Source organism: Pseudomonas sp. BSw22131 (assembly GCF_026810445.1).
GTDB classification, from domain to species: domain Bacteria; phylum Pseudomonadota; class Gammaproteobacteria; order Pseudomonadales; family Pseudomonadaceae; genus Aquipseudomonas; species Aquipseudomonas huanghezhanensis.
Window position 1 is genome coordinate 484,452 of sequence record NZ_CP113949.1, and the last position, 25,984, is coordinate 510,435.

At 57.7% G+C, this 25,984-nt stretch carries 23 protein-coding genes; 18 read left to right on the forward strand and 5 right to left on the reverse strand.

The genetic code is table 11. From position 1 onward, the window contains the following. Window positions 1-19: 19 nt before the first annotated feature. Entirely contained in the window at window positions 20-511 is a 492-nt protein-coding gene (gene secB / locus OYW20_RS02245; RefSeq protein WP_268799115.1) for a protein-export chaperone SecB, read from the forward strand. Window positions 512-667: 156 nt separating this feature from the next. On the opposite strand, the gene trmL is transcribed toward secB, so the two are convergent. Further along, a complete protein-coding gene (gene trmL / locus OYW20_RS02250) occupies window positions 668-1,123 on the reverse strand; it encodes a tRNA (uridine(34)/cytosine(34)/5-carboxymethylaminomethyluridine(34)-2'-O)-methyltransferase TrmL (protein WP_268799116.1) in 456 nt (151 codons plus the stop codon). Here trmL and OYW20_RS02255 point away from each other — a divergent pair. The 7 genes from OYW20_RS02255 (at window position 1,122) to OYW20_RS02285 (ending at window position 8,078) form a co-directional block, all read left to right on the forward strand. Further along, complete coding sequence (locus OYW20_RS02255; RefSeq protein WP_268799117.1) at window positions 1,122-1,562, forward strand: hypothetical protein; 441 nt, start codon at window positions 1,122-1,124, stop codon at window positions 1,560-1,562. The genes trmL and OYW20_RS02255 overlap by 2 nt on opposite strands. A 1,124-nt stretch (window positions 1,563-2,686) precedes the next feature. Beyond that, a complete protein-coding gene (locus OYW20_RS02260) occupies window positions 2,687-4,084 on the forward strand; it encodes an OprD family outer membrane porin (RefSeq protein ID WP_268799118.1) in 1,398 nt (465 codons plus the stop codon). A 146-nt stretch (window positions 4,085-4,230) separates the two neighbouring features. Continuing rightward, window positions 4,231-4,869: a peroxiredoxin gene (locus OYW20_RS02265; protein ID WP_268799119.1), complete on the forward strand. Its 639-nt coding sequence runs from the start codon at window positions 4,231-4,233 to the stop codon at window positions 4,867-4,869. Between the two features lie 355 nt (window positions 4,870-5,224). Beyond that, window positions 5,225-6,190, forward strand: a complete 966-nt coding sequence (locus tag OYW20_RS02270) for a sulfonate ABC transporter substrate-binding protein (RefSeq protein ID WP_268799120.1) — start codon at window positions 5,225-5,227, stop codon at window positions 6,188-6,190. A 27-nt stretch (window positions 6,191-6,217) separates the two neighbouring features. Then, window positions 6,218-7,006 carry an aliphatic sulfonate ABC transporter permease SsuC gene (gene ssuC, locus OYW20_RS02275; RefSeq protein ID WP_268799121.1) on the forward strand — a complete coding sequence of 263 codons (789 nt, stop codon included), beginning with the start codon at window positions 6,218-6,220 and terminating at the stop codon, window positions 7,004-7,006. Further along, on the forward strand, window positions 7,003-7,812 hold the full coding sequence (gene ssuB / locus OYW20_RS02280) for an aliphatic sulfonates ABC transporter ATP-binding protein (protein ID WP_268799122.1): 810 nt from the start codon (window positions 7,003-7,005) through the stop codon (window positions 7,810-7,812). The genes ssuC and ssuB overlap by 4 nt, the downstream gene beginning before the upstream one ends. 50 nt (window positions 7,813-7,862) lie before the next feature. Continuing rightward, window positions 7,863-8,078 (forward strand): TOBE domain-containing protein, encoded by a 216-nt coding sequence (locus OYW20_RS02285; protein WP_133773552.1) that lies wholly within the window; start codon window positions 7,863-7,865, stop codon window positions 8,076-8,078. A gap of 252 nt (window positions 8,079-8,330) precedes the next feature. Here the strand turns inward: OYW20_RS02285 and OYW20_RS02290 are convergent, their stop codons facing one another. Continuing rightward, the gene (locus OYW20_RS02290; RefSeq protein WP_268799123.1) at window positions 8,331-8,969 is read right to left on the reverse strand and encodes a TetR/AcrR family transcriptional regulator; all 639 of its coding nucleotides are present in this window, start codon (window positions 8,967-8,969) and stop codon (window positions 8,331-8,333) included. Between the two features lie 249 nt (window positions 8,970-9,218). Further along, a complete protein-coding gene (locus OYW20_RS02295; protein ID WP_268799124.1) occupies window positions 9,219-10,595 on the reverse strand; it encodes a glutamine synthetase family protein in 1,377 nt (458 codons plus the stop codon). Between the two features lie 615 nt (window positions 10,596-11,210). Between OYW20_RS02295 and OYW20_RS02300 the strand changes: the two genes are divergently transcribed. The 7 genes from OYW20_RS02300 to OYW20_RS02330 all read left to right on the forward strand — a co-directional run bounded on the left by OYW20_RS02300 (window position 11,211) and on the right by OYW20_RS02330 (window position 19,574). Continuing rightward, window positions 11,211-12,569, forward strand: coding sequence for a glutamine synthetase family protein (locus OYW20_RS02300; protein ID WP_268799125.1), 1,359 nt, complete (start codon window positions 11,211-11,213; stop codon window positions 12,567-12,569). Between the two features lie 75 nt (window positions 12,570-12,644). Next, window positions 12,645-14,009, forward strand: coding sequence for an aspartate aminotransferase family protein (locus OYW20_RS02305; protein ID WP_268799126.1), 1,365 nt, complete (start codon window positions 12,645-12,647; stop codon window positions 14,007-14,009). Window positions 14,010-14,239: 230 nt separating this feature from the next. After that, window positions 14,240-15,337: a polyamine ABC transporter substrate-binding protein gene (locus OYW20_RS02310; RefSeq protein WP_268799127.1), complete on the forward strand. Its 1,098-nt coding sequence runs from the start codon at window positions 14,240-14,242 to the stop codon at window positions 15,335-15,337. Between the two features lie 146 nt (window positions 15,338-15,483). After that, the gene (locus OYW20_RS02315; RefSeq protein ID WP_268799128.1) at window positions 15,484-16,578 is read left to right on the forward strand and encodes a polyamine ABC transporter substrate-binding protein; all 1,095 of its coding nucleotides are present in this window, start codon (window positions 15,484-15,486) and stop codon (window positions 16,576-16,578) included. Between the two features lie 55 nt (window positions 16,579-16,633). Continuing rightward, window positions 16,634-17,776 carry a polyamine ABC transporter ATP-binding protein gene (gene potA, locus OYW20_RS02320; protein ID WP_268799129.1) on the forward strand — a complete coding sequence of 381 codons (1,143 nt, stop codon included), beginning with the start codon at window positions 16,634-16,636 and terminating at the stop codon, window positions 17,774-17,776. Continuing rightward, window positions 17,773-18,693: an ABC transporter permease subunit gene (locus tag OYW20_RS02325; RefSeq protein ID WP_268799130.1), complete on the forward strand. Its 921-nt coding sequence runs from the start codon at window positions 17,773-17,775 to the stop codon at window positions 18,691-18,693. The genes potA and OYW20_RS02325 overlap by 4 nt, the downstream gene beginning before the upstream one ends. Beyond that, window positions 18,690-19,574 (forward strand): ABC transporter permease subunit, encoded by an 885-nt coding sequence (locus OYW20_RS02330; protein WP_268799131.1) that lies wholly within the window; start codon window positions 18,690-18,692, stop codon window positions 19,572-19,574. The genes OYW20_RS02325 and OYW20_RS02330 overlap by 4 nt, the downstream gene beginning before the upstream one ends. 141 nt (window positions 19,575-19,715) lie before the next feature. On the opposite strand, the gene OYW20_RS02335 is transcribed toward OYW20_RS02330, so the two are convergent. Beyond that, the gene (locus tag OYW20_RS02335; RefSeq protein ID WP_268799132.1) at window positions 19,716-22,103 is read right to left on the reverse strand and encodes a penicillin acylase family protein; all 2,388 of its coding nucleotides are present in this window, start codon (window positions 22,101-22,103) and stop codon (window positions 19,716-19,718) included. 143 nt (window positions 22,104-22,246) lie between these two features. Between OYW20_RS02335 and OYW20_RS02340 the strand changes: the two genes are divergently transcribed. Both OYW20_RS02340 and OYW20_RS02345 read left to right on the forward strand, forming a co-directional pair. Then, window positions 22,247-23,164, forward strand: a complete 918-nt coding sequence (locus OYW20_RS02340) for a ParB/Srx family N-terminal domain-containing protein (protein ID WP_268799133.1) — start codon at window positions 22,247-22,249, stop codon at window positions 23,162-23,164. Window positions 23,165-23,310: 146 nt separating this feature from the next. Next, entirely contained in the window at window positions 23,311-24,246 is a 936-nt protein-coding gene (locus OYW20_RS02345; RefSeq protein WP_268799134.1) for a phospholipase BipL, read from the forward strand. Window positions 24,247-24,285: 39 nt separating this feature from the next. Here OYW20_RS02345 and OYW20_RS02350 read toward each other — a convergent pair whose 3' ends face one another. Continuing rightward, window positions 24,286-25,032 carry a DUF2059 domain-containing protein gene (locus OYW20_RS02350; protein WP_268799135.1) on the reverse strand — a complete coding sequence of 249 codons (747 nt, stop codon included), beginning with the start codon at window positions 25,030-25,032 and terminating at the stop codon, window positions 24,286-24,288. Window positions 25,033-25,236: 204 nt separating this feature from the next. Here OYW20_RS02350 and OYW20_RS02355 point away from each other — a divergent pair, with 204 nt between their 5' ends. Beyond that, the gene (locus OYW20_RS02355; RefSeq protein ID WP_408005454.1) at window positions 25,237-25,869 is read left to right on the forward strand and encodes a 2OG-Fe(II) oxygenase; all 633 of its coding nucleotides are present in this window, start codon (window positions 25,237-25,239) and stop codon (window positions 25,867-25,869) included. Window positions 25,870-25,984: the final 115 nt, after the last annotated feature.

The window sequence follows — 25,984 nt, forward strand, 5'->3', positions numbered from 1 at the left end:
AAAGTAAGAAGGATTTGAGATGACTGATCAACCCAACACCGGTGCCGTCTCCAACGATGAAGGCCCACAGTTCTCGTTGCAGCGCATCTACGTGCGCGACTTGTCCTTCGAAGCGCCGAAAAGCCCGGCGATCTTCCGTCAGGAGTGGACGCCAAACGTCAGCCTGGACCTGAACACCCGCCAGAAGCAGCTCGAAAATGACTTCTACGAAGTTGTGCTGACCCTGTCGGTTGAAGTGAAGAATGGCGAAGAGATCGCCTTCATCGCTGAAGTGCAGCAGGCGGGCATCTTCCTGATCAAAGGTCTTGATCAGGCGTCCATGAGCCACACCCTGGGCGCGTTCTGCCCTAACATCCTGTTCCCTTACGCACGTGAAACCATCGACAGCCTGGTTGTTCGCGGTTCGTTCCCTGCGCTGATGCTGGCTCCGGTCAACTTCGACGCCCTGTACGCGCAAGAGCTGCAGCGCATGCAGGAAGCTGGCGAAACCCCGACGCCGACTGTTCAGTAAGCGTTCGCCGCTGCATAAAAAAGCGCCTCTTGTGGGCGCTTTTTTGTGGGTGCTGAAGGAGCGCGCTTGCCGCGATAACGTAGGCACATCCAACTTCGATGGTGTCTGACACGACGCCATCGCGGGCAAGCGCGCTCCTACAGTGGGTGGCGATGTTTATTTGAACCCCAGCTGGCGCCATCCCTCGTAAACCGCCACCGCCACGGTGTTGGACAGGTTCAGGCTGCGGCAACCCTCACGCATGGGTAATCTCAGGCGTTGATCGCTGGTCAGTGCATCCAGCACATCGGCTGGCAGGCCACGGCTTTCCGGGCCGAACAGGAACGCATCGCCTTCGGCAAATTGCGCATCGTGAAAGACGCGCGAGCCCTTTGTGGTAAAAGCAAACAGGCGCGGATGCCCGATGCTTTCAAGGCAGCTGGCGAGGTCGGCGTGGCGATGAAGCGTGGCGTATTCGTGGTAGTCGAGCCCGGCCCGACGCAGGCGCTTGTCGTCCAGCTCGAAGCCCAGCGGCTCGATCAAATGCAGGTTGCAGCCACTGTTGGCGCACAGCCTGATGATGTTGCCGGTATTCGGTGGAATTTCTGGTTGAAAAAGGATCACGTGAAACATGCACGGCTCCGAGCGAAAGGACGGGATGCATTCTACCCCTGAAGACGACCCAAGACCGAAGCTCTGGCCGAAGGTTTTAGGGTCGATTGCAATCGTCGGCTTTATGGTGGGTTTGATGATCGGGCGGATCACTACGCCCGACCCGACCCGATTGCAGCAGGTCGAGACCACCACCAACGGCCTTGTGCTTTGGTTCAACAACGAGCCGCAGCTGCATGGCGAGCACATCGACGGCGCGGTGGCGCTGTTGTTCAACGCCGAAGGTCAACCGCAGCGGGGTGAGTTGAAGCTTGAGGGGCGTGATGTGCGCTGGAGGGTGCAACGAAGTGACAAGGGGTTGTTGCTGAACCTGCTGGCGGCCCGCCCGTTACACGGCGACTGGCACGGTGTAACTGAGGGCGGGCGCTGGAGACTGCAAATCAGTCTCCGAGAGGAATAAAAGAGGGGAATCCCCGGCCTGCCTGTACCAAGGTCCCCAAAACTGGAATTACTTTATGTATTGCAGAGCGCGTGCCAGTTTTGCGAAACAGGCGCGCGAAAGCTTCACAAAACTCTGAAAAGTCCCGTCTGACGCGCTTCGCGCAGCCTGCGATGCGCGAATGGCGTTCGCTTGCGCCCCGATTGTTTTCGAATCTGTGTGTCTTTCTGATCAATTTTGCACGCTCTTCGCGCACTTTTGCCCAATCAGTGACCAAAGTGATGCACGTTGAGAAACAACGTCGATGGCTTCTCACCTCTCACCTCTCACCCGGCAACGCTCAAGGCTGCTTAGCCAAAAAGTTGGGTTCTATAGAGGTGAGGGCTGACCTACAAGTGGACCTTTGCAGGTTGAGCGCTGCAGCGCCTGATGAAGAAGCCATGACTGAACAGCGATTTTTATGGTTTTTGCGTTGGGTCAGGTCAAGTTAAAGGCCGTTCATCTGATTGTCACAAATTGAAAATAGGATCAGCGCGGGCAGTCCATCGGTTGATGTCTTGCCGCAGTGAAATGCCCTGTTTGCGGACTGTTCGGGTTCATGTCTTACGGTCTCGAAGACAGGTACTCAGCGCGCAGACTGAAAAAGTTCAATTTTCAGGAAAATATTTTGTCGAGGGTGGCAACTGGTACCTCGACAGGGTTGCAACTGTAATAAAACTGCACGCCTACGAATAAAAATATTGTTTATCAAGGAGTTGGACGAGCACTTGTGACGTCGTTTCGCAAGTTTTCCGTGACCGGCCGGTCAGGGGGGGAGTTGTACGACGTGCCAAAACCAATCGATCTGACGAGCGGCGTTGAAATATTTTTTGGGAATTACGTAATCAGGCCGATACACTCCGCAACGGAAGGCTGAAATGGCTTGTGACAGGTGTCTGTTTTGACTAAAAGCAGAACATTTAAGCCTTTTTAGGATTAAGGGGTGTGTCTTACCTTGCAGCCAGCTGTACACGCGGTCTAGTCAATTAGTCTTGAGGCCATTGACTCTCTGAGTCGGGTCCAGCGCTAATCGCGCATCTTTGGTTTTGAGCCTTTCGTTCAAACCCTGGAAATACAAAAATTAGATTCATGAGGAGCGAAACGCAATGAAGAAGTCCACCCTGGCCTTGGCCGTATCTGTAGGTGTATTGGCCACTCAGGCTGGTGCCGCTGGTTTCCTGGAAGACAGCAAGGCAACCGTCAGTTCCCGTACCATGTATTTCGAAAACGACCTGCGTGAAGGCGTTCGTGCTCAAGATCAGCGCGAAACGGCTACTGGTCTGCTGTTCAACTTCATCTCCGGCTACACCCTAGGCACCGTTGGCTTTGGTCTGGATGTACAGAGCATGGTTGGCGTTCATCTGGGCGGCGGTATCGATCACCACAACACGACCACCACTAACTCCTTCTTCCCGACTGACACCGACGGCTCGTCGGTTGACAGCTGGAACCGCACTGGCGCAAACGCCAAGGCCAAGTTCTCGAAGACCGAGCTGAAAGTCGGTACTGCTCTGCAGCCTAACCTGCCGATCCTGGTATCGAACGATGGTCGTCTGCTGCCACAAAGCTTCACCGGCGGCACGATTCAGTCGAAAGAAATCGACAACGTGACCTTCAACGCCGGCAAGCTGGAGCATCAGGCTGCTCGTGCTTCGAGCAACTACTCGGGTCTGTCGGTCAACGGCGCAACCCAGGACTCCAACAACTTCATGTTCGCGGGCGCTGACTGGAAGGTCACCAAAGACCTGACCTTGCAGGCTTACCACTCGCAACTGGAAGATTTCTACAAGCAGACTTTCCTGGGCCTGGTACACGTCTTCCCGATCGCTGACGACCAGTCGTTCAAGACTGACCTGCGTTACTTCGACAGCAGCTCCGATGGCAAGAACGGTCAGGCCGCTACTGGCTACCGCTTCAACAACAACGGTGGCTACGCCAAGAACGCTGGCGAAGTGGACAACAAGACCTGGTCCGCCATGTTCACCTACACCCTGGGTGGCCATGCACTGATGGTCGGCCATCAGAGCGTGAGCGACGACGGCGGCATGGTCTGGTTGAACCAGGGCAGCGTCACCAAGAACGGCCTTGCTTCTTCGGCTACCAACCACAGCGATGGCCAGGGCGGTTCGAGCTTCTACCTGTTCACCGACAGCATGATCGGTCAATTCGCCCGTGCTGGCGAAGACACCAACTTCGGTCAGTACTCTTATGACTTCGCACGCCTGGGCGTCCCAGGCCTGAAAGCTGCGATTGCGTACCTGCACGGTACCAACATCAAGGCTACCAGCGGTGCATCGGGTGTTGGTGACAGCTCCGAGTGGGAACGTGACATGCGTATCGACTACGTGTTCCAGGACGGTCCTCTGAAAGGCTTCGGCGCTACCCTGCGTCGTGCCAACTACCGTTCGGACTTCGACAACCACGGTACCGCTGCACAGAACACCCGCATCTCCGACGCCGATCAGACCCGTCTGATTTTCAACTACACCTACGCTTTCAAATAAGCCGGTTGAGTTGAGTCAAAAAGAGCCTCGCTTCGTGCGGGGCTTTTTTATACCTCCAAGAAATAGAATCATCGCTATTTATTCTTTTTCTTCTTGGTCGCCACAGTGCACAGTGGTGCCATAACTCAAGCCAAAGGAGCCACAAAATGGGTATCAAACTTGGCGATATTGCCCCGGATTTCGAGCAGGATTCCAGCGAAGGACCTATCAAGTTTCATGAATGGCTGGGCAGCAGTTGGGGCGTCTTGTTTTCCCATCCCGCTGACTTCACGCCCGTCTGCACCACCGAGCTGGGCTTCACCGCCAAGCTCAAGGGCGAGTTCGACAAGCGCGGCGTGAAGGCCATCGCGCTGTCGGTTGATCCGGTCGATTCCCATATCAGGTGGATCGAGGACATCAACAGCACGCAAAACACCACGGTGAACTTCCCGATCCTGGCGGACGCTGATCGCAAAGTATCGGACCTGTACGACCTGATCCATCCCAATGCCAATGACACGCTGACTGTGCGCTCGTTGTTCGTGATCGATCCGAACAAGAAGGTGCGGCTGACCATCACCTACCCGGCCAGTACCGGTCGCAATTTTCACGAGATCCTGCGGGTAATCGACTCGCTGCAGCTGACCGACAGCCACAAGGTTGCGACCCCAGCCAACTGGCAGGACGGCGACGACGTTGTGATCGTGCCTTCTATCAAGGATGAAGAAGAGATCAAGCAACGCTTCCCCAAAGGCTACAAGGCTGTCACGCCCTATTTGCGCCTGACGCCACAGCCTAATCGCTGATCAGCAGATTCAACCACGATATTCGGGCCGATTCGTCGGCCCTTTTTTTCGTCTGGGATTTGTTGCCACAAGCGCAAAGCCGTGGGAGGGAGCTTGCTCGCGAAGGCTTTATTTCAAACGCGGGGCAAATTATGGATGTACTGGCCTCTCCACTAGCAAGCTCCCTCCCACATCGAAATCTATTATTTCCTTTAGTGCTAAACAAATGAATAAATGAGATTTATAGGAATAAAAAACTCCTGTTATGGTCTGTCCGTCCTGACGAGTTCGTCGGCAATAAATCCCCTACAACACCTTACTTGTCCGCCATCGGTCGAGCAGGTGCCACCTGATAGCTACAGCAAAGGAGCGTGCCATGCGCACTGTCATTTTGCGTCAAAGCCTGGTCGCTCTGTTTGCCGCGGCAGTTTCCTTTGGCGTTGTTCTTCAAGCTCAAGCCGACACGCTACGTATCGGTTATCAAAAATACGGCACGCTGGTGCTGCTCAAAGCCAAAGGCTCTCTGGAACAGAAACTCGCTGACCAGGGCGTACAAGTGCAATGGACCGAATTCCCCGGCGGCCCTCAATTGCTGGAAGGGCTGAACGTAGGCTCCATCGACTTCGGCGTCACCGGCGAAACGCCTCCGGTATTCGCTCAGGCAGCAGGCGCAGACTTGTTGTACGTCGCCTCCGAGCCGCCAGCTCCGACCAGTGAAGCGATTCTTGTCCCGAAAGACTCGCCCATCAGCTCGGTTAAGGACCTCAAAGGCAAGAAAGTCGTCCTGAACAAGGGCTCCAACGTCCACTACCTGTTGGTGCGTGCGCTGGAAGAGGCTGGCCTGAAATACACCGATATCCAGACCGTATTCCTGCCGCCGGCCGATGCGCGTGCTGCATTCGAGCGCGGCAGTGTTGACGCATGGGTGATCTGGGATCCGTACCAGGCCGCAGCCGAGCAGCAATTGCAGGCACGTACCTTGCGAAACGGCACCGGCATCGTCGACAACAACCAGTTTTATCTGGCGACCAAACCCTACGCGCAGCAGCATCCCAAAGTGATCCAGACGCTGGTCGAGGAAGTGCGCGCAGTCGGCGAATGGTCCAAGGCCAATCCCGAGGAAGTGACCCAGCAGGTCGCGCCGTTGTTGGGTTTGCCTGAAGACATCACCCGCCTTGCGGTCAAGCGCCAAGGCTACGGTGCACGTTTCATAACGCCTGAAACCGTCGCCGCGCAGCAGAAAATTGCCGACACGTTCTACCAGCTCAAGTTGATCCCCAAACCGCTCAGCATCGCCGATGTGATCTGGACGCCTCCCACTGCTGTTGCGAAAGCGCAGTAAGCCCCGGCTTTGAGAGGAGACAACTCCATGAGCGTAGAAAAGATTTCTCACAGACTGGCGCCCTGGCTGCTTCCGGTCTTGCTGTTGGCGGTGTGGCAACTGGCGGTCAGTGCCGGTGGGTTGTCGACGCGTATTCTTCCGGCCCCCAGCGCCGTGATTGAAGCCGGCGTGAATCTGGTTCGCAGCGGCGAAATCTGGACGCATTTGGCAATCAGCGGCTGGCGTGCCGGGGTTGGCTTTGCCATCGGCGGTGGGATCGGCCTGGCACTGGGCTTCATCACCGGTCTGTCTAAGTGGGGCGAGCGCTTGCTGGACAGCTCGGTGCAGATGATCCGCAACGTGCCGCACCTGGCCTTGATCCCGCTGGTGATCCTCTGGTTCGGCATTGATGAGACCGCCAAGGTGTTTCTGGTGGCACTCGGCACACTGTTCCCGATTTACCTGAATACGTACCACGGCATCCGCAACATTGATCCGGCCCTGGTAGAGATGTCCCGCAGCTATGGCATGTCTGGTTTTCGGCTGTTCTGGCACGTGATATTGCCAGGCGCCATGCCGTCGATTCTGGTGGGTGTGCGTTTTGCGCTCGGCTTCATGTGGTTGACGCTGATCGTCGCGGAAACCATCTCCGCCAGCTCCGGCATTGGCTATCTGGCCATGAACGCCCGGGAGTTTCTGCAGACCGACGTTGTGGTGCTGGCAATCGTTTTGTACGCCGTGCTCGGCAAACTGGCGGACCTCGCGGCGCGGGGTCTGGAGCGGGTCTGCCTGCGTTGGCACCCGGCGTATCAAGTGGCTAAAGGTGGTGCGGCATGAACAATCTTCAACAACCGGCGAACCTGTTACGCGGCATCCCGTTAAAGGTGCGCAATCTGAAGAAAACCTTCGCCGTGCGGGAAGTCCTGAAAGACATCGACCTGCACATTCCGGCTGGTCAGTTTGTGGCCGTGGTCGGGCGCAGTGGTTGTGGCAAAAGCACGTTACTGCGCCTGTTGGCCGGGCTCGACAAACCTACCTCCGGGCAACTGCTGGCAGGCTCGGCTGCGCTGGCCGATGCGCGAGAAGACACACGGTTGATGTTCCAAGAGGCGCGGTTGCTGCCCTGGAAAAAAGTCATCGATAACGTTGGGCTGGGGCTCAGTGGCGACTGGCGTTCAAAAGCCCTTGAAGCGCTTGAAGCGGTTGGCCTGGCCGAGCGCGCCAATGAGTGGCCGGCTGCGCTGTCCGGCGGGCAAAAACAACGTGTTGCCCTGGCCCGTGCGCTGATTCATCGACCGCGCCTGCTGTTGCTCGACGAACCGCTTGGGGCGCTGGACGCACTGACCCGTATCGAAATGCAGCAGTTGATCGAGCGTCTGTGGCAGCAACACGGCTTTACGGTGTTGCTGGTGACCCACGACGTGAGCGAAGCGGTGGCGATTGCCGATCGCGTATTGCTGATCGAGGACGGCGAAATTGGCCTCGACCTGCTGATCGATCTGCCGCGGCCTCGAGCTCGCGGCTCTTATCGCCTGGCTGCACTGGAAACCGAAGTCCTCAATCGTGTGCTGTCGATCCCCGGATCGCCGCCAGAACCCGAACCCTTTTCACCGTTGCCCACGCAATTGCGCTGGGCCAATTAACCATGGCGCCATCTGGCGTCGGACACTGATCCCAAACAGGAAGCCTCATCATGACTATCAAAGCCATCAACGTGCGTAACCAGTTCAAAGGCACCATCAAGGAAATCGTCTTCGGTGACGTGCTCTCGGAAATCGACGTGCAAACCGCATCGGGCGTCGTTACTTCGGTCATCACCACTCGCTCCGTCAAAGAGCTGGAACTGGTGGTTGGCAGCGAAGTGATCGCGTTCGTGAAGTCCACCGAGGTATCGATCGCCAAGTTGTAATCGGTGCATCACCCTCAGCCCCGAAGCGCGCAAGCCCTTCGGGTTTTTTTGTGTATTTCGCGGCGCTGCGGTCCTCTTTAGAGCCAACTTGTTGGCGAAAGGCTGACTGCGTTACGCCTGACACGGCGCCTCGCGAACAAGTTCGCTCCTACAGGGACAGCGTTTGCCTAGCGGTCTTTTGTAGGAGCCAACTTGTTGGCGAAAGGCTGACTGCGTTATGCCTGACACGCCGCCTCGCGAACAAGTTCGCTCCTACAGTGGCAGCGTTTGCTTGGGGAGATACGGCGGCAGGTACAGGCTCAGATAGGCATCAAACACGCGCATGCCTTCCTCTGCCATGCGTTCGGTGATTTCGTCATGCAGTTGCACTGAGCGTGCGTATACCCGGTCGGCCAGTTCAATGGCCAAGGCGAATACGTCGACGTCATCGGGCAGGGCGGGCAACTGGAAATGCCGGTCGAAGAGTGCGTGCATGAGATTGCCCAGCTCTATGTCGTGCTGGCGGTCTGCCTGGGTGACTTCCGTCAGTCCGTGTTGCGCCAGGATCAGTTGCTGAGCGGCCGCGTCTTGTTTGTAGATGTCCAGCATGCGCGTCTCGACCAGTCGCGACAGGTCACGCCAGCCGTTCAAGGCTGCGTGCTCGATGGGCTGCTCCAGACTCTCGCGAAAGGCTGCGTGTACGTCGGCGGTCAGCGCCTCCAGCAACGCCGGAACGCTGGCGAAAAAGTGATAGACCGAAGACGGCGGAATCCCTGCGCGCTCGGCCACGCTGTAGATCGACAGGCTTGCCACACCTTCTGCCGCCAGCAACGCGCGCGCTGCATCGTGGATCGAATCGATCCGTGCCTGACTGCGTGCGCGAGGTTTGCGAGGAGGGGCGAGGCGGGTCATCGAAGCATCTCTGAGGCGCGGGGTTGGGGGATTGTACAGCGGTGTCCGAGATGAAGCCTTGCGAGCAAGCTCCCTCCCACTTATTTTGTAATCAACCGGGCGTACCGGGGTGACAGACAAGTTTTGTGGGAGGGGGCTTGCTCGCGATAGCGTCCGCGTAAGCAACGCCGCCCTTCGCGTTGCCGTCCACAATAAAAAACGCCGCCAACCTTCACAGGCCAGCGGCGTTCTTTTTACTTCACGCCGCAGTTACACGGTGTGCAGGTACCAGTTGTACTCAAGGTCGGAGATGGAGTGCTCGAACTCCTCCAGCTCGCTTTCCTTGCAGGCGACAAAGATATCGATGTACTTCGGATCGATGTATTTGGCCATGACTTCACTGTCGTCCAGCTCGCGCAGTGCATCGCGCAGGTTGTTCGGCAGGCTTTGCTCGTTCTGCTCGTAGGAGTTGCCTTCCACGGGCGGGCCGGGCTCGATCTTGTTGGTCAGGCCGTGGTGTATACCAGCCAGCACCGACGCCATCAGCAGGTAAGGGTTTGCATCTGCACCGGCAACCCGGTGTTCGATGCGCACTGAGTCTGGCGTGCCGGTCGGTACGCGAACGGCGACCGTACGGTTGTCCAGGCCCCAGCAAGGCGAGTTAGGCACATAGAACTGAGCACCGAACCGGCGATACGAGTTGACGTTCGGGCACATGAACGCCATCTGAGCCGGTAGGGTCTCGAGCACACCGCCGATCGCATGACGTAATGCGGCGTTCTGCTCGGGATCCTCGCTGGTGAAAATGTTTTTGCCATCGCGATCCAGGATCGAGATGTGAACGTGCAGACCATTACCCGCCTGGCCAGGATACGGCTTGGCCATGAAGGTGGTGTCCATCTCATGGTCGTAGGCGATGTTCTTGATCAGACGCTTGAGCAATACCGCGTAGTCGCAGGCCTTCAGAGCATCAGCGGTATGGTGCAGGTTCACTTCGAACTGCGCCGGGGCGCTTTCCTTGACGATCGCGTCGGCAGGGATGCCTTGCTCTTTCGCACCTTCCAGAATGTCCTGGAGGCAGTCGACGTATTCGTCGAGGTCGTCGATCAGGTAGACCTGTGTCGAGTGCGGGCGTTTGCCGGAAATCGGCGAGCGCGGAGGTTGCGGACGGCCGTTCACGTTCTCCTGATCGATCAGGTAGAACTCGAGTTCGAACGCAGCGCAAATGGTCAGACCCATTTCATCGAACTTGCTGACGACCTGGCGCAATACTTCACGCGGGTCGGCAAAGAAGGGCGTGCCTTCCAGTTCGTGCATGGTCATCAAGAGTTGTGCGGTAGGACGCTTCTGCCAGGGCTCATTGCAGAGAGTGTCGGGAATTGGATAACAGATTCGGTCTGCGTCACCGATGTCCAGACCCAGACCGGTGCTTTCCACCGTTGAGCCGTTGATATCCAGAGCGAAAAGAGAAGCTGGGAGGTTGATGCCTTTCTCGTAAACCTTATGGAGGCTGGTGCGTTCGATGCGCTTGCCGCGCACCACTCCATTCATATCTGCAATCAGAAGGTCAACGTATAGAACCTCAGGATGTTCCTTAAGGAACGCGTTCGCTTCGTTGAGCTGAACGGCACGCGGGGGTACCGACATGATGCAACACCTTTGTTGTTGAAAATATCAATCATCGAGCATTACGGGTTTCAGTCAATCCGAAAGCCCACATGAAGTCAAGAGAGCCCTGATTTGCCCTAAAAGGGCGCCGGACGGGGTTTTTTGCCGCACTTTAGGGCAACTTTTACCACCTTGATATGACCGGATTGGCGGGACTTAACAGGCTGTGTTGTATTTTTTACGGGGGTGTTGTGTAAAAAAATGAACAAGGCTAAGCTCGATTGCAACCCATAACAGCAACAATACCGGGGGTCACATGTCTCGCCTGCCGCTGATTCTGCCACCGCTGGCGGCGCTGTTCGGTCCCTTTGAAACACCCTCCTTTTTCGAAAGATCGCCCTCTCCCGGCCGTATTCTCCTGCGCTGCTCCAGCACTTCAATGACCATGACGGATCATAGATTGCCAAGCGTCACAGCGGGCATCTGCGCACCACCTTACCCCTTATTCGCGCTCCGTGGAGAAACCCGGCTATCTTTCAATCGTCCGGGCAGTTGGCGATGCCCGTCGAAAGCGAGCAACACGATGTAACGCTTGAGCGTCAAAAACGCCTGGTCGCCATGACGGCCATCAGGAACTGAAACCCTGAGGTATTTATGAGTACCAACCTCGACCAGCTCACCGATTGGTTGAAAGAACACAGGATTACGGAAGTCGAATGCATGATCGCCGACCTCACCGGTATCACGCGCGGCAAGATTTCACCGACTAACAAGTTCATCGCCGAAAAGGGCATGCGCTTGCCGGAAAGTGTTTTGCTGCAGACCGTGACCGGCGACTACGTCGAAGACGACATTTATTACGAATTGCTCGACCCGGCGGACATCGACATGTTCTGCCGCCCTGATCAGAACGCGGTGTTTGTGGTGCCTTGGGCCATAGAGCCCACTGCGCAGGTGATCCACGACACCTACGACAAGCAGGGCAACCCTATCGAGCTGTCGCCGCGCAACGTCCTAAAGAAAGTTCTGAAGCTCTACGCCGATCAAGGCTGGCAGCCGATTGTGGCGCCCGAGATGGAGTTTTACCTCACCAAGCGCAGTGACGATCCCGACTATCCGTTACAGCCACCCATCGGCCGCTCTGGACGTCCGGAAACCGGTCGCCAATCGTTTTCCATCGAAGCCGCCAACGAATTCGATCCGCTGTTCGAAGACGTCTACGACTGGTGCGAGCTGCAGAATCTCGATCTCGACACGTTGATTCACGAAGACGGCACTGCGCAGATGGAAATCAACTTCCGTCACGGTGATGCGCTTTCCCTGGCCGACCAGATTCTGGTGTTCAAGCGCACCATGCGCGAGGCCGCACTCAAACACGATGTTGCCGCGACGTTCATGGCCAAGCCGATGACCGGTGAGCCGGGCAGCGCCATGCACCTGCACCAGAGCATCATCGACATCGAAACCGGCAAGAACATCTTCTCAAATGAAGACGGGACCATGAGTCAGTTGTTCCTGCACCACATCGGTGGCCTGCAAAAACTCATCCCCGAGCTGTTGCCGCTGTTCGCGCCCAACGTCAATTCGTTCCGCCGTTTCCTACCGGATACTTCCGCGCCGGTGAACGTGGAGTGGGGCGAAGAAAACCGCACCGTCGGCCTGCGTGTCCCGGATGCCGGGCCGCAAAACCGTCGGGTCGAGAACCGTCTGCCAGGCGCTGATGCCAATCCGTATCTGGCGATTGCGGCCAGCTTGTTGTGCGGATTCATCGGCATGGTCGAGGGTATGAATCCCAGCGCGCCGGTGGTGGGCCGTGGTTACGAGCGTCGCAACCTGCGCTTGCCGTTGACCATCGAGGACGCGCTGGAGCGGATGGAAAACAGTAAGACCGTCGAGAAGTACCTCGGCGAGAAATTCATTAAAGGCTACGTCGCGGTCAAGCGCGCCGAGCACGAAAACTTCAAACGCGTGATCAGTTCGTGGGAGCGGGAATTCCTGCTTTTTGCCGTCTGACGATCTCAGGCGCCGACCGACCTGCACAACCAGGTCCGCAGTGCCTGAACGCAATACCCGAATCTGGAGCGCTACATGAGTTCGAACAACCCGCAAACTCTCGAATGGCAGACCCTCAGCAGCGAGCATCACCTGGCGCCGTTCAGCGACTTCAAACAGCTTAAAGAGAAAGGCCCGCGCATCATCACCCACGCCAAGGGTGTTTACCTCTGGGACAGTGAAGGCAACAAGATTCTCGACGGCATGGCTGGCCTGTGGTGTGTAGCCATCGGCTATGGCCGGGAAGAGCTGGCCGATGCCGCCAGCAAGCAAATGCGTGAATTGCCCTACTACAACATGTTCTTCCAGACTGCCCACCCGCCTGCATTGCAACTGGCCAAAGCCATCTCCGACGTCGCGCCTGAAGGCATGAACCATGTGTTTTTCACCGGCTCCGGCTCAGAGGGCAACGACACTGTGCTGCGTATGGTTCGCCATTACTGGGCAATCAAGGGCAAGCCGAGCAAGAAAGTCATCATCAGCCGCGTCAACGGTTATCACGGATCGACGGTTGCCGGCGCGAGCCTGGGCGGGATGGCCTACATGCACGAGCAAGGCGACTTGCCGATCCCGGGTATCGTGCACATTCCCCAGCCGTACTGGTTTGGCGAAGGCGGCGACATGACGCCGGACGAGTTTGGTGTCTGGGCGGCCGAGCAATTGGAGAAGAAGATCCTTGAGCTGGGCGTCGACAACGTGGGCGCTTTCATCGCCGAGCCGATTCAGGGCGCAGGCGGCGTGATCGTTCCGCCCGACACCTACTGGCCCAAGATCAAAGAGATCCTCGCCAAATACGACATTCTGTTTGCGGCTGACGAAGTGATCTGTGGTTTCGGCCGCACCGGGGAGTGGTTCGGCAGCGATTTCTACGGCCTCAAGCCAGACTTGATGACCATCGCCAAAGGCCTGACATCGGGCTATATCCCCATGGGCGGCGTGATCGTGCGCGATGAGTTCGTCGCGGTGCTCAACGAGGGCGGCGATTTCAACCACGGATTCACCTACTCCGGTCATCCGGTGTCGGCGGCAGTGGGGCTTGAGAACATCCGCATCCTGCGCGACGAAAAAATCGTTGAAAGGGTGAAAGCTGAAACGGCACCATACTTGCAAAAGCGTCTACGAGAGCTGAGCGATCACCCGCTGGTGGGGGAAGTGCGCGGTGTGGGGCTGCTGGGTGCCATTGAACTGGTGCAGGAAAAAGCCACTCGCAAACGTTTTGAAGGCAAAGGCGCCGGCATGATGTGCCGCACTTTTTGCTTCAATAACGGCCTGATCATGCGGGCGGTCGGGGACACGATGATTATCTCGCCGCCGCTTGTGATCAGCTTTGCCGAGATCGACGAGTTGATCGAGAAGGCGCGCAAGTGCCTGGACCTGACGTTCGAAGCGTTGCAAGCGTGAATGACGATTAGCTGTAGGAGCGCGCTTGCCCGCGAAATCGTTGGGTCAGATACGACAATGTCGACCGACCCGACATAATCGCGGGCAAGCGCGCTCCTACAGGGCGGTATTGATCAGACAGTCATGTGCAGTTTCATGAACGCCGGCTTGAAAGATCACTTTGGAAATTGCCAGACTACTGGCTAGAAGCCGCTACCCTAACGGTCGTGATTAATATTGGAGCTGTACGCATGAAGATATTTGGCAAAACCCTCCTCGCGCTATCGCTGATGGGCGCAGTGGCCGCAGCTGCTCAGGCCGACGACAAAGTGCTCCACGTCTACAACTGGTCCGACTACATCGCACCGAACACCATCGCCGATTTCGAAAAAGAGTCGGGCATCAAAGTCGTCTACGACGTGTTCGACAGCAATGAAACCCTGGAAGCCAAGCTGCTCGCGGGCAAGTCCGGTTACGACATCGTCGTGCCGTCCAACAACTTCCTCGCCAAACAGATCAAAGCCGGCGTGTACCAGGAGCTCGACAAGACCAAGCTCTCCAACTACAAAAATCTCAATCCTGCGCTGCTCAAGGCCGTGTCGGTCAGCGATCCGGACAACAAGCACGCCTTCCCGTACATGTGGGGTTCGATCGGTATTGGCTTCAACGCCGAGAAGGTCAAGGCCGCCCTGGGTGCCGATGCCCCCGTGGATTCCTGGGACTTGCTGTTCAAGCCTGAAAACGCAGCCAAGCTGAAGAAGTGCGGCATCAGCTTCCTCGATTCGCCAACCGAAATGTTGCCGGTCGCGCTGCACTACCTGGGCTTGCCAACCGATTCCCAGAAGAAAGAAGACATCGCCAAAGCCGAAGATCTGTTCAAGAAGATTCGTCCTTCGGTCACCTACTTTCACTCCTCCAAGTACATCTCAGACCTGGCAAACGGCAACATCTGCGTAGCCGTGGGTTACTCGGGTGACATCTATCAGGCCAAGGCGCGTGCTGAAGAAGCGGGCGGCAAGGTCAAGGTCAGCTACAACATTCCGAAAGAAGGTGCTGGCAGCTTCTACGACATGATCGCGATCCCTAAAGACGCCGAAAACGTCGAAGGCGCCTACAAGTTCATGAACTTCATCCTGCAGCCCAAAGTCATGGCCGAGATCACCAACGCCGTGCACTTCCCGAACGGCAACGCCGCTGCGACCGAGTTCGTCGACAAGGACATCACCTCTGACCCAGGCGTATATCCACCTGCTGACGTGCTGGCGAAACTGTACGCAATCGCTGACCTGCCTGCGGCAACGCAGCGGATCATGACGCGCAGCTGGACCAACATTAAATCGGGTAAGTAAGCCGGTTTACGTCGTCCCCGACGACGCAAACCCCTGTAGGAGCGAACTTGTTCGCGATGCGGTGTCACTGAAACACCGTATTGATTTCTCGCCAACAAGTTAGCTCCTACAGGTCCCGTGCTGGCCACTAAAAAAGGACTGCAAACGTGTCTATTTCTTTACTTTCAAAAGGCCTGCTGCTGGGCGCTGGCCTGACGTTCGCCGTCAGTGCGATGGCGCAGTCCACTGTACGCATTTATAACTGGTCCGATTACATCGGCACCGACACCTTGGCGGACTTTGAAACGACCACCGGAATCAAGACCAAGTACGACGTCTTCGACTCCAATGAAACCCTGGAAGGCAAGCTGCTCGCCGGTCACACCGGTTATGACGTGGTGGTGCCGTCCAACCACTTCCTTGGCAAACAGATCAAGGCCGGTGCGTTCCAGAAGCTCGACAAATCGCAACTCCCCAACTACAAAAACCTCGACCCCGCACTGCTCAAGCGCCTGGAAAAAAACGATCCGGGTAATCAGTACGCCGTGCCCTATCTGTGGGGCACAAACGGCATTGGTTACAACGTCGACAAGGTGAAGGCTGCGCTGGGCGTCGACACCATCGATTCCTGGGCCGTGCTGTTTGAGCCCGAGAACATCAAAAAACTGCAGAAATGCGGCGTCGCTTTCCTCGACTCTGCCGATGAAATGCTGCCTGCGGTGCTCAACTATATGGGTTTGAGCCCCAACAGCACCAACGAAGCCGACTACAAAAAGGCTGAAGAGAAGCTGCTCAAAGTGCGTCCTTACGTGACCTACTTCAACTCCTCCAAATACATCTCGGACCTGGCCAACGGCGAGATCTGTGTCGCGGCTGGCTTCTCCGGCGACGTTTTCCAGGCCAAAGCGCGTGCCGAGGAAGCGGGTAAGGGCGTCAACATCGCTTACGCGATTCCCAAGGAAGGCGGCAACCTGTGGTTCGACATGCTGGCGATTCCAGCCGATGCCCCGGATGTGAAAGCAGCGCACGCATTCATCAACTACATCCTCAAGCCTGAAGTGATCGCCAAAGTGAGCGATCAGGTCGGATACGCTAACCCGAACCCTGCGTCTGGCGAGCTGATGGACCAGGCAATCCGCACCGATGAAGCGGTTTATCCGCCCAAGGACGTTCAGGACCGGTTGTTTGTGAACTCCGAATTACCGCCCAAGATTCAGCGTTTGATGACTCGCAGCTGGACCAAGATCAAGTCCGGTAAATAAATACCTAGCGCCCGGCCATGCAGGCCGGGTTGCACACCCGTTGGGAGTTTCACCCATGGCAGTTGCCTCCGGCGCCTACAAAAAAGCCCTCGAAGGCGATCAGCAACCCAAGCAGGTGCTGGTCAAAATCGACCGCGTCACGAAAAAATTCGACGAGACGGTTGCTGTGGACGATGTGTCTCTGCAGATCAACAAGGGCGAGATATTCGCCTTGCTCGGCGGCTCTGGCTCGGGCAAGTCCACGCTGCTGCGCATGCTGGCAGGCTTTGAGCGTCCTACCGAAGGCCGCATTTACCTCGATGGCGTCGACATTACCGACATGCCGCCGTACGAGCGTCCGATCAACATGATGTTCCAGTCCTACGCGCTCTTTCCGCATATGACCGTGGCGCAGAACATCGCTTTCGGCTTGCAGCAGGACAAGCTGCCCAAAAGTGAGGTCCAAACCCGCGTCGACGAAATGCTCAAGCTGGTGCAGATGACCCAGTACGCCAAGCGCAAGCCACACCAGCTGTCCGGCGGGCAGCGTCAGCGTGTGGCACTGGCGCGCTCACTGGCGAAAAAGCCCAAGCTGTTGCTACTCGACGAGCCGATGGGCGCGCTGGACAAGAAACTGCGCTCACAGATGCAGCTGGAACTGGTGGAAATCATCGAGCGGGTCGGTGTGACCTGCGTGATGGTGACGCACGACCAGGAAGAAGCCATGACCATGGCCCAGCGCATTGCGATCATGCACCTGGGCTGGATCGCGCAAATCGGCAGCCCGGTCGACATCTACGAGACACCGACCAGCCGCCTGGTGTGTGAGTTCATCGGCAACGTCAACCTGTTCGACGGCGAGGTGATCGAGGACATGGAAGGCCACGCGCTGATCCGCAGCCCTGAGCTGGAGCGTGAGATCTACGTCGGCCACGGCGTCAGTACGTCGCTGGAAGACAAGCACATCACTTACGCCATTCGCCCGGAAAAGCTGCTGATCACCACTGAACAGCCGACCTACGAGTACAACTGGTCGCGTGGCAAGGTGCATGACATCGCCTACCTCGGCGGCCACTCGGTGTTCTACGTGAAACTGGCTTGCGGCAAGCTGGTGCAGTCCTTTGTCGCCAACGCCGAGCGTCGCGGCGCAAGACCCACCTGGGACGACGAAGTCTATGTCTGGTGGGAAGACGATTCCGGCGTGGTACTGCGCTCATGAAACTGAGAAAGATTAAACGAGCGCTCGATCGAATAACCCCTAATGGCCGGCAGGTGGTCATTGGCGTTCCGTTTCTCTGGTTGTTTCTGTTTTTCGCGCTGCCGTTTCTGATCGTCATCAAGATCAGTTTCGCCGAGGCTGACGTCGCGATTCCGCCGTACACCGAGATATTCACCTACGTCGAGCAGAAGCTCGACATCGTCCTCAACTTCGCCAACTACGCGCTGTTGACCGGCGACGACCTGTACATATCGGCGTATCTGGGCTCGCTGAAGATGGCGTTTTTCAGCACGCTGCTGTGCTTGCTGATCGGCTATCCAATGGCGTACGGCATCTCCATTGCGCGCAAGGAGATGCAAACCGTCTTGCTGCTGCTGATCATGATGCCGACCTGGACCGCTATCCTGATTCGCGTCTACGCGTGGATGGGCATTCTCAGCAACAACGGCCTGCTCAATGCGTTCCTGATGTGGCTGGGGCTGATCAACGAACCGTTGCAGATCCTCAATACCAACCTGGCGGTTTATATCGGCGTCGTTTACAGCTATCTGCCGTTCATGATCCTGCCGCTTTACGCCAACCTGGTGAAACACGATCAGAGCCTGCTGGAGGCTGCTTCCGATTTGGGTTCGAGCACGTTCAACAGCTTCTGGAAAATCACCGTGCCGCTGTCCAAGAACGGCATCATCGCCGGCTGCATGCTGGTGTTCATTCCGGTGGTGGGCGAGTTCGTTATTCCTGAGCTGCTGGGCGGCCCCGAGACGCTGATGATCGGTAAAGTCCTGTGGCAAGAGTTCTTCAATAACCGAGACTGGCCGGTGGCTTCCGCGCTGGCGGTGGTGATGCTGTTGATCCTCATCGTGCCGATCATTCTGTTCAACCGCAGCCAGGCCAAAGAGCTGGAGGGCAAAGCATGAGAGGCTTCCGATTCTCGAACCTGATGTTGGTCCTGGGCCTGATTTTCATCTACGCGCCCATGGTCATTCTGGTGATTTACTCGTTCAACGCCTCCAAGCTGGTGACAGTCTGGGGCGGCTGGTCCGTGAAGTGGTATGTCGGCCTGCTCGACAACACGCAACTGATGAGCGCGGTCATGCGCTCGCTGGAGATCGCCTGTTACACGGCGATTGCGGCCGTGGCATTGGGCACCATGGCGGCATTTGTGCTGACCCGTATCACCCATTTCAAGGGACGCACGTTCTTTGGCGGGCTGGTGACGGCGCCACTGGTGATGCCGGAAGTGATCACCGGCCTGTCGCTGTTGCTGCTGTTTGTGGCGATGGCGCAGTTGATCGGCTGGCCGCAGGAACGCGGCGTCGTCACCATCTGGATCGCCCACACGACCTTCTGCGCGGCCTACGTGGCCGTCGTGGTGTCGGCGCGCTTGCGCGAGCTGGACATGTCGATTGAAGAGGCTGCCATGGACTTGGGAGCGCGGCCATGGAAGGTGTTTCTCCTGATCACCATTCCGATGATCGCGCCGTCTCTGGCAGCGGGGGCGATGATGTCGTTCGCGCTGTCGCTGGATGACCTGGTGCTGGCCAGCTTTGTGTCAGGCCCGGGATCTACGACCTTGCCGATGGAAGTGTTCTCGGCCGTACGTCTGGGCGTGAAGCCTGAGATCAACGCGGTGGCGAGCCTGATTCTGCTGGCGGTGTCGATGGCGACCTTTCTGGTGTGGTTCTTCAGCCGTCGGGCCGAGAACAACCGTAAGAAAGCCATTCAACTGGCCATCGAGGAAGCCGCAGCCAACACCTATCAACAGCCCGACCCACGCCGCGCCGCTGCGCCGGTTTGATCAACGATCGATAACCTGTTGGATGAGCAGGTCACTTCTGTAGGAGCGAATTTATTCGCGAGCAATGGTCCAGGCGATGGAGATGTGTCGCCGTGTTGGCCTCTCCCGAATGAATTCGCTCCTACAGAATTCCAGCTTTGCTCAGTTCCCCGGCACCAACCGCAGCGTCGATTTCGTATTCTGCGCCACATCCTTTTCGCTGAAGCGCTCAGGCACGTACTCGCCTTTGACGTACTTTTCTGCCTGATCTGAATAGTGCTCGTCGAACAACACACCGCTCTGTCCTACCGGATTGATCCCCAATGCATGCGCAGGGTCGGCGAAGTCGATCAGGCGGCGCGTGGATGGGCCGTAAGTCACCGGCCAAGGGGCGGAGGTGAGGCGTGCTGACAGATTGTTGGGTACTTCGTGAGTGCCCGGCGCAGCGAAAGGACCGACGTTGAACAGCATGTCCAGCGGCTGCTGGCGTCCCAGCGGATGCTCATGAGTCAGGGTGTGCGCTTTTCCCCACATCCATTCATCAGGGTTTGCGCCGTACAGGGACTGCAAGTGCGAAACCGTGGAGTGCCAAGCCATTTTGACCGTATTGCCCCGACTTTCTTCGGCGGGCGAGTTGCGGTTGTTCCACCACGGCGAGTGCTCGTCGGCGGCCAGCCGGGGCAGCGCGCTGTCGAGCACGCGGGTCGATAACAGGGTATCGAACAGGCCATCCCCCAACTGGTCCCTAAACACCTTCTCTGTCAGGTCGTACAAAAACTGGTTGAACAGCGTGGCGCCCACCGAATCCACCCCGTACTCGCCATTCCACTGGGCCAGACGCTCTACAAGGTCATGCTCTTGCGGATCGCTGACCACTTGACGCAGCACAGGCAGCAAAGGCTTGAGAATGGTCTGCGCGTAGTCGGTTCGAGTACCCAGTTGCAGTTTTTTGCTGTTGTCCACGTCCCATTTCACCGAGGGGTCCGCTAACTGTCTGCTCAGTTGCTGCCCGCGTTCGGCGAGGTTGTAGTAGCCCGGGATTTCCATTCCGGTGGGGGAGACGGGCTGGAAGTTGGCCGACACGATATAGCCGCGTGCAGGGTTTTCCTCCTGCGGGTTGGCGCTGAAGGGGTAAAAACCATCCTTGTCGGCGTCGGTGCTGCTGCCATTCAGAATGAACGCGGGATTCACCCCGGCCGGCCTCTTCGGCAGTTGCGCCGCTGCCCACCAGCCGATATCGCCTTTCGCATTGGCCCAGACCACGTTCAAACCCGGTGACTGAATCTTCTCGGCGGCGCTGCGCATTTTGTCTCGAGTGTCGGCGCGATTGGCCTCGTAAAAGCCTTGCAGAACAGGATTTTCGGACTCGAGGAACGACCACCACATCGCAATCGGCGTATTGCCAGCGTTGCTGCCCAACGCATCGTTGATGATCGGGCCGTGAGGCGATCGGCGCAGCGTCAGCGTGACCGAGGTTCCACCTTTAACGCTGATGTGCTCGTCGCGCGAAGTCATGTCGGCCCAGGCGCCGTGGTACCAGACCTGATTGGGGTTGTCGGGGTTGGTTTTCTCGGCGATCAGGTCCAGATCGTCGTTCTGGAACATGGTCAGGCTCCAGCCAAAATCCAGGTTATGCCCCAGCAACGCGAACGGATTGAGCGCCTGAAAGTGCCCGTACAGCTCAAAACCCGGTGCCGACAGCTGTGCTTCGTACCACACCGAGGGCACCGAAAAACGAATGTGCGGATCCCCCGCCAGCAGCGGTTTACCGCTTTTGGTGCGGCTGCCCGAAACCGCCCAGGCGTTGCTGCCTTCAAATTGTGGCAGTCCGGCTTTTTCCAGTGCCTGCTCGCTGAGCAATGCGAGGTCGTTCAGGCCTTTCCAGTCGTTGCTGCCCAGCGTCGGCGGCTGGCCCAACGCGCCTTGCGGCTTCCAGTCGAGGTCAAAGATTTTCAGGTAATCGGGGCCGAGTTGGTCACGTACGTAGGTTAGCAGCGGTTCTGTGCGAAACGCAGCCGCGAAGCTGTAGGCCAGATAACCGCCGATGCTCAAGGTGTCTTCAGCCGTGAACGGCCGTTCATTGATGCCAAGCAGGTCGAACTCGATCGGTTTGGCGTGCGTGTTCTGGTACTGATTCACGCCGTCCAGGTAGGCTTGCAGCGCCAGCCACTGCGGGGTGTTTTTATCCTGTTTGGCGACATACGCGTCGGCGTGCTCACGAATGCGCAGACTGCGAAACAGCCGGTCGGTGTCCAGCAGCTTGGGCCCCAGCACCTCAGCAAGTTCGCCCCGGGCCAGGCGCCGCAGCATTTCCATCTGGAACAACCGGTCCTGGGCGTGCACGTAACCCAGTGCGCGATACAGGTCTGCCTCATTCTGGGCCTCGATATGCGGCACGCCGCGCTCGTCGTAACGCACACTGACGGGCGCCTGCAAGTGCGTCAGCGCTGTTTCGCCCGTTCGCACCGGCTGTTTGCTGTGGATATACCAGGTGCTGCCGCCAGCAATGAACACGACCAGTACAGCGAAGACGATAAGGCTGCGTTTCATGCGAGGGCTCAAAAGGTGATTGAGAAAGATTTGCAGGCTACAGATTTACGATGCGGCTGGGTAGACGGCCTGACTGCTTGAGACTCCCGATCATGCTGCACTTTCGATTAAGCTCAGGCTCATTCCCGATCAGAGTGTTGGCAATGCGAATTCAATCATGCTGTGCAGCGCTGTTGGCTTGCGTCTTCGCGGTTCAGGTTCAGGCTGCTTTCACCGCCCCAAAGCCTGGCGATGTGATCGAGGTCACTCTCGATCAGTTGCATCCCACACAGGCCGTGGTCGGATTCGATCAGATCTATTACAAGCTTGAGCGCTTTGCCAAGGTGCGGCAGAAGCTCTTCGACGAAATCTGTGAAACCAATGGCCAGCACGAGGCCAAAAAAATCAAACCCGACGCCGACCCATTGCGTCCTGAAACCTTCGCGTGCGAAGACGCGCCCAACGCTCATCCGAACGACATGAAAACCGTTGTGATCGGACCCGAGGGCAAGCTCTACCTCACTGACGGCCATCACACCTTCACCACGTTATGGGAGCAACCGGGCGCGGGGCCGCAAATGAAGATGAAAGTCAGGGTCTCTGACAATTTCAGCGACAGTAAAGACCTCGCCGATTTCTGGCAGCGCATGACGCAAGCCAGGAAAGTCTGGCTCAAGGATGGCAACGGACAATCCATCGCGCCGTCCCAGTTACCCGATCAATTGGGCCTGCAAGCGATGCAGAACGATATCTTCCGCAGCATCGTCTATTTCGTGCGTGACGCCGCGTACACCAAGCCAAAAGCGGGCGATGTCTCTCCGGAGTTTCTTGAGTTCTACTGGGGTGACTGGCTGCGTGGGCAAATGCCGCTCGAGGGTTTCGATCTCAGCCAGCGCAGCGGTTATCACCAGGCGCTTCAGGCTGCGAGTGATCTGATCGTGGAAAAACCTTCGAGCAAAATCATCGGCGGTGACTTGAGCGCCAGGCAGTTGGGTGCGCTGAAGAAGGTCAGACGCAACACCTTGACCCGTATCGCAAGCGAGAAACTGCCCTACGTGATCGACTACAAAAAGGACCACTGACAGGTCGCGGTCAGTCCGGTAGCCATGGGTACATGGCGTGGGGTTCAATTGGCGTTTGTAACTTGCCATCGCAAGGCAGGCGGAAGACTATCGCAGCCCGTTTCTCCCGCTTGTATAACTCATTGTTTTTTTGATCTGGAATGCCGATGTCTCACTCGTTCGACCCTGATCGCCTGCGGTCCACGCTGCATTCACTGACTGCCCAGCGTCCATTGTCCGAGGAGGCTCAGGCTTATCAGCGCTTCTATGGTTTGCCAGGGCACGATGTTTCGGTGCACAGCCAGCTAGGGCGTTTGGAGGCGGGCGGTTACGAGATCGTGACGCAACTCTGGACTCCCGAGCAGCCGGTGGCCACGCTGATTCTCATGCACGGTTTTTATGACCACATGGGGCTTTACCGTCACGTCATCGAGTGGGCGTTGGCGCAGCGGTTTGCGGTGCTTGCCTGCGACTTGCCGGGCCATGGTTTGTCGAGTGGCAGCCGCGCCAGCATCAGGGATTTTGCCGAGTATCAGGTTGTGCTGGACCGGCTATTGGTTGAAGCCGATCTGCTGGTGCTGCCCAAGCCATGGCACCTGTGCGGGCAAAGTACGGGCGGCGCGATTGTCGTCGACCATGTGCTCAGTCGCGGCACTACAAGCCCGGCCCAAGGGCAGATCATCCTGTTGGCGCCGTTGGTGCGTCCGCGTGCTTGGCGCTGGTCGAAACTGAGCTATCGACTGTTGCGCCACTTCGTCAAAGGGATCGAGCGGCGTTTCAGCGAAAACTCCAACGACGCGGATTTTCTGCCGTTTCTGCAGGCAGATCCGCTGCAGCCGCGACGACTGCCGACGGCCTGGGTAGGCGCGCTGGCTCAGTGGATCGCCCGCATTGAGGCGGCCCCGCGGAGCAACAGAACCCCGTTGATTATTCAGGGGGACGCTGACATGACGGTCGACTGGACGCACAACCTGACGGTGCTCAATGACAAGTTTACTCAGCCGCGCGTGTTGATGATCCCCGAGGCACGACACCACCTGGCCAACGAATCTCCAGCCATTCGGGCACGATATTTTGAGTTTTTGAAGCAGCGGATGGGTTGAGGCGCAAAAGCGGCCTCGCTCCAGCAGGCGGGTGCGGGGTTAGTTGCCGTTCTGTCCGACCGCCAATCCTGCGCGAATTGCCGCCAGGGCGGCCTGGTAGTAAGCCTTGCCCTCGGGTGACTCGGCGAATGAGGCGAACTCGTCCAGCTCCGGGTCAGTCAGGTCACGGTAGACATAAAGCAGCGTGTTGTTCATGTCGGTGCCGATCTGCGCCATCAAGCGTTGGCGCTGACTGTCGAGCATGCCCTGTGCTTGACCGCCCCCCATTCCCATCAATCCAGGAATCATCTGGCTCAGACTGTCGGCCGCCACGCCAGCAATGGCCAGACTGACCTCGGCACCTGCCTCACGCGCGGGCAGTGCCTGAGCCAGATGACCGATGATCAACTGTCGGCTGTCGCTCACCTGCATCTTCGGCAGGCCCTGTGCGTTTTTCGCCAGTTGATCCGAGCGCGTTGCGGTGAGTTCGGCGTTGACGATTTTGCTGCCCAGCGGCGTCTGGAAAAACTGCAGCGCGGGGTTGGGATCCTGCAGGGTCTGACGCAGCTTCTGCTCGGCACGCTGATCCATTGCCTGGGGCGCAAAACGCTGGTTACTGTTGCTGACCAACGCGTCGAAGACGGCTGGCGGCAGGCTGTTTTTGTAGCGCAACTGAGCTGCTTTGAGCGCGTCGTTAAAATGCGCGCGTTGTTCTGGCCAACCCGCGACCTTATAGAGCTGGTCGTGGCTGTCTGCCCACGCGGGCATCGTGCAGAACATCAGCAGCAAGAAAAACAAACGGCGCATAGAGACTCCTGTCGGCAGGCCGCTATTCTCAGTGGCACGGCGGGGATTTGTCGAGTTAACAGTTGCCCAGACCCCACGAAATCCGATGTGTTCGACGATCCTTGCGCGAAAACGTCACTGGCGTGCCAAACACCTAAAAAATCTCGGCATCAGGCGGACCGCAGGCGCTGTCAGATTGATCGCGGTATGGATACTATGCCGCCCATGCAAACACCCTTCGATCACCCGCTGCTGTTACGAATCGTTGACGATGTCGCCGAGCACGGCTGGTCGCAGCAGAATATCTTTTTGCCCGAAAACCTGACCCGTGAACTGGCGCTCGAATGCCGCAAGCGTGGGCGCGAGGGTGAGCTTGCGCCCGCCTCGGTCGGACGCGGCGCGCTGCAAGAAGTGCGAGAGGGGATTCGCGGCGACCGCATTCAATGGCTGGAGCCCGGGCAGGCCGAACCCTGTGACCGCTATCTGGAGGTGATGGAAAGCCTGCGCGTCGCGCTCAATCGTGGTTTGTTTCTGGGGCTTGAAGACTATGAAAGCCATTTCGCGCTGTACCCGCCCGGGGCGTTTTACCTGAAGCACGTGGATCGCTTCCGGGATGACGACAAACGCATGCTGTCGGCCGTGCTTTATCTGAACGATGCGTGGTTGCCCGAACACGGTGGGCATTTGCGTATGTATCTGGAGGAGGGCGTCCATCACGACGTGCAGCCCACTGGCGGTTGCCTGGTGGTTTTCCTGTCCGGTGACATTCCTCACGAGGTGCTGCCTTCGACCCGTGATCGTCTGTCGCTGACAGGCTGGTTTCGGCGTCGCGGCAATGAGCCGTTTGATCTGCAGTGAGTTGCTCAGACCGTGAGACCGAAACCAGGCTCCGTCCCATGGGATGTTTAGCCGGGCCGGTTTGACGTCCATGAAAAAGGAGACCCGAGGGTCTCCTTTTTCATTGCAGCGCGAC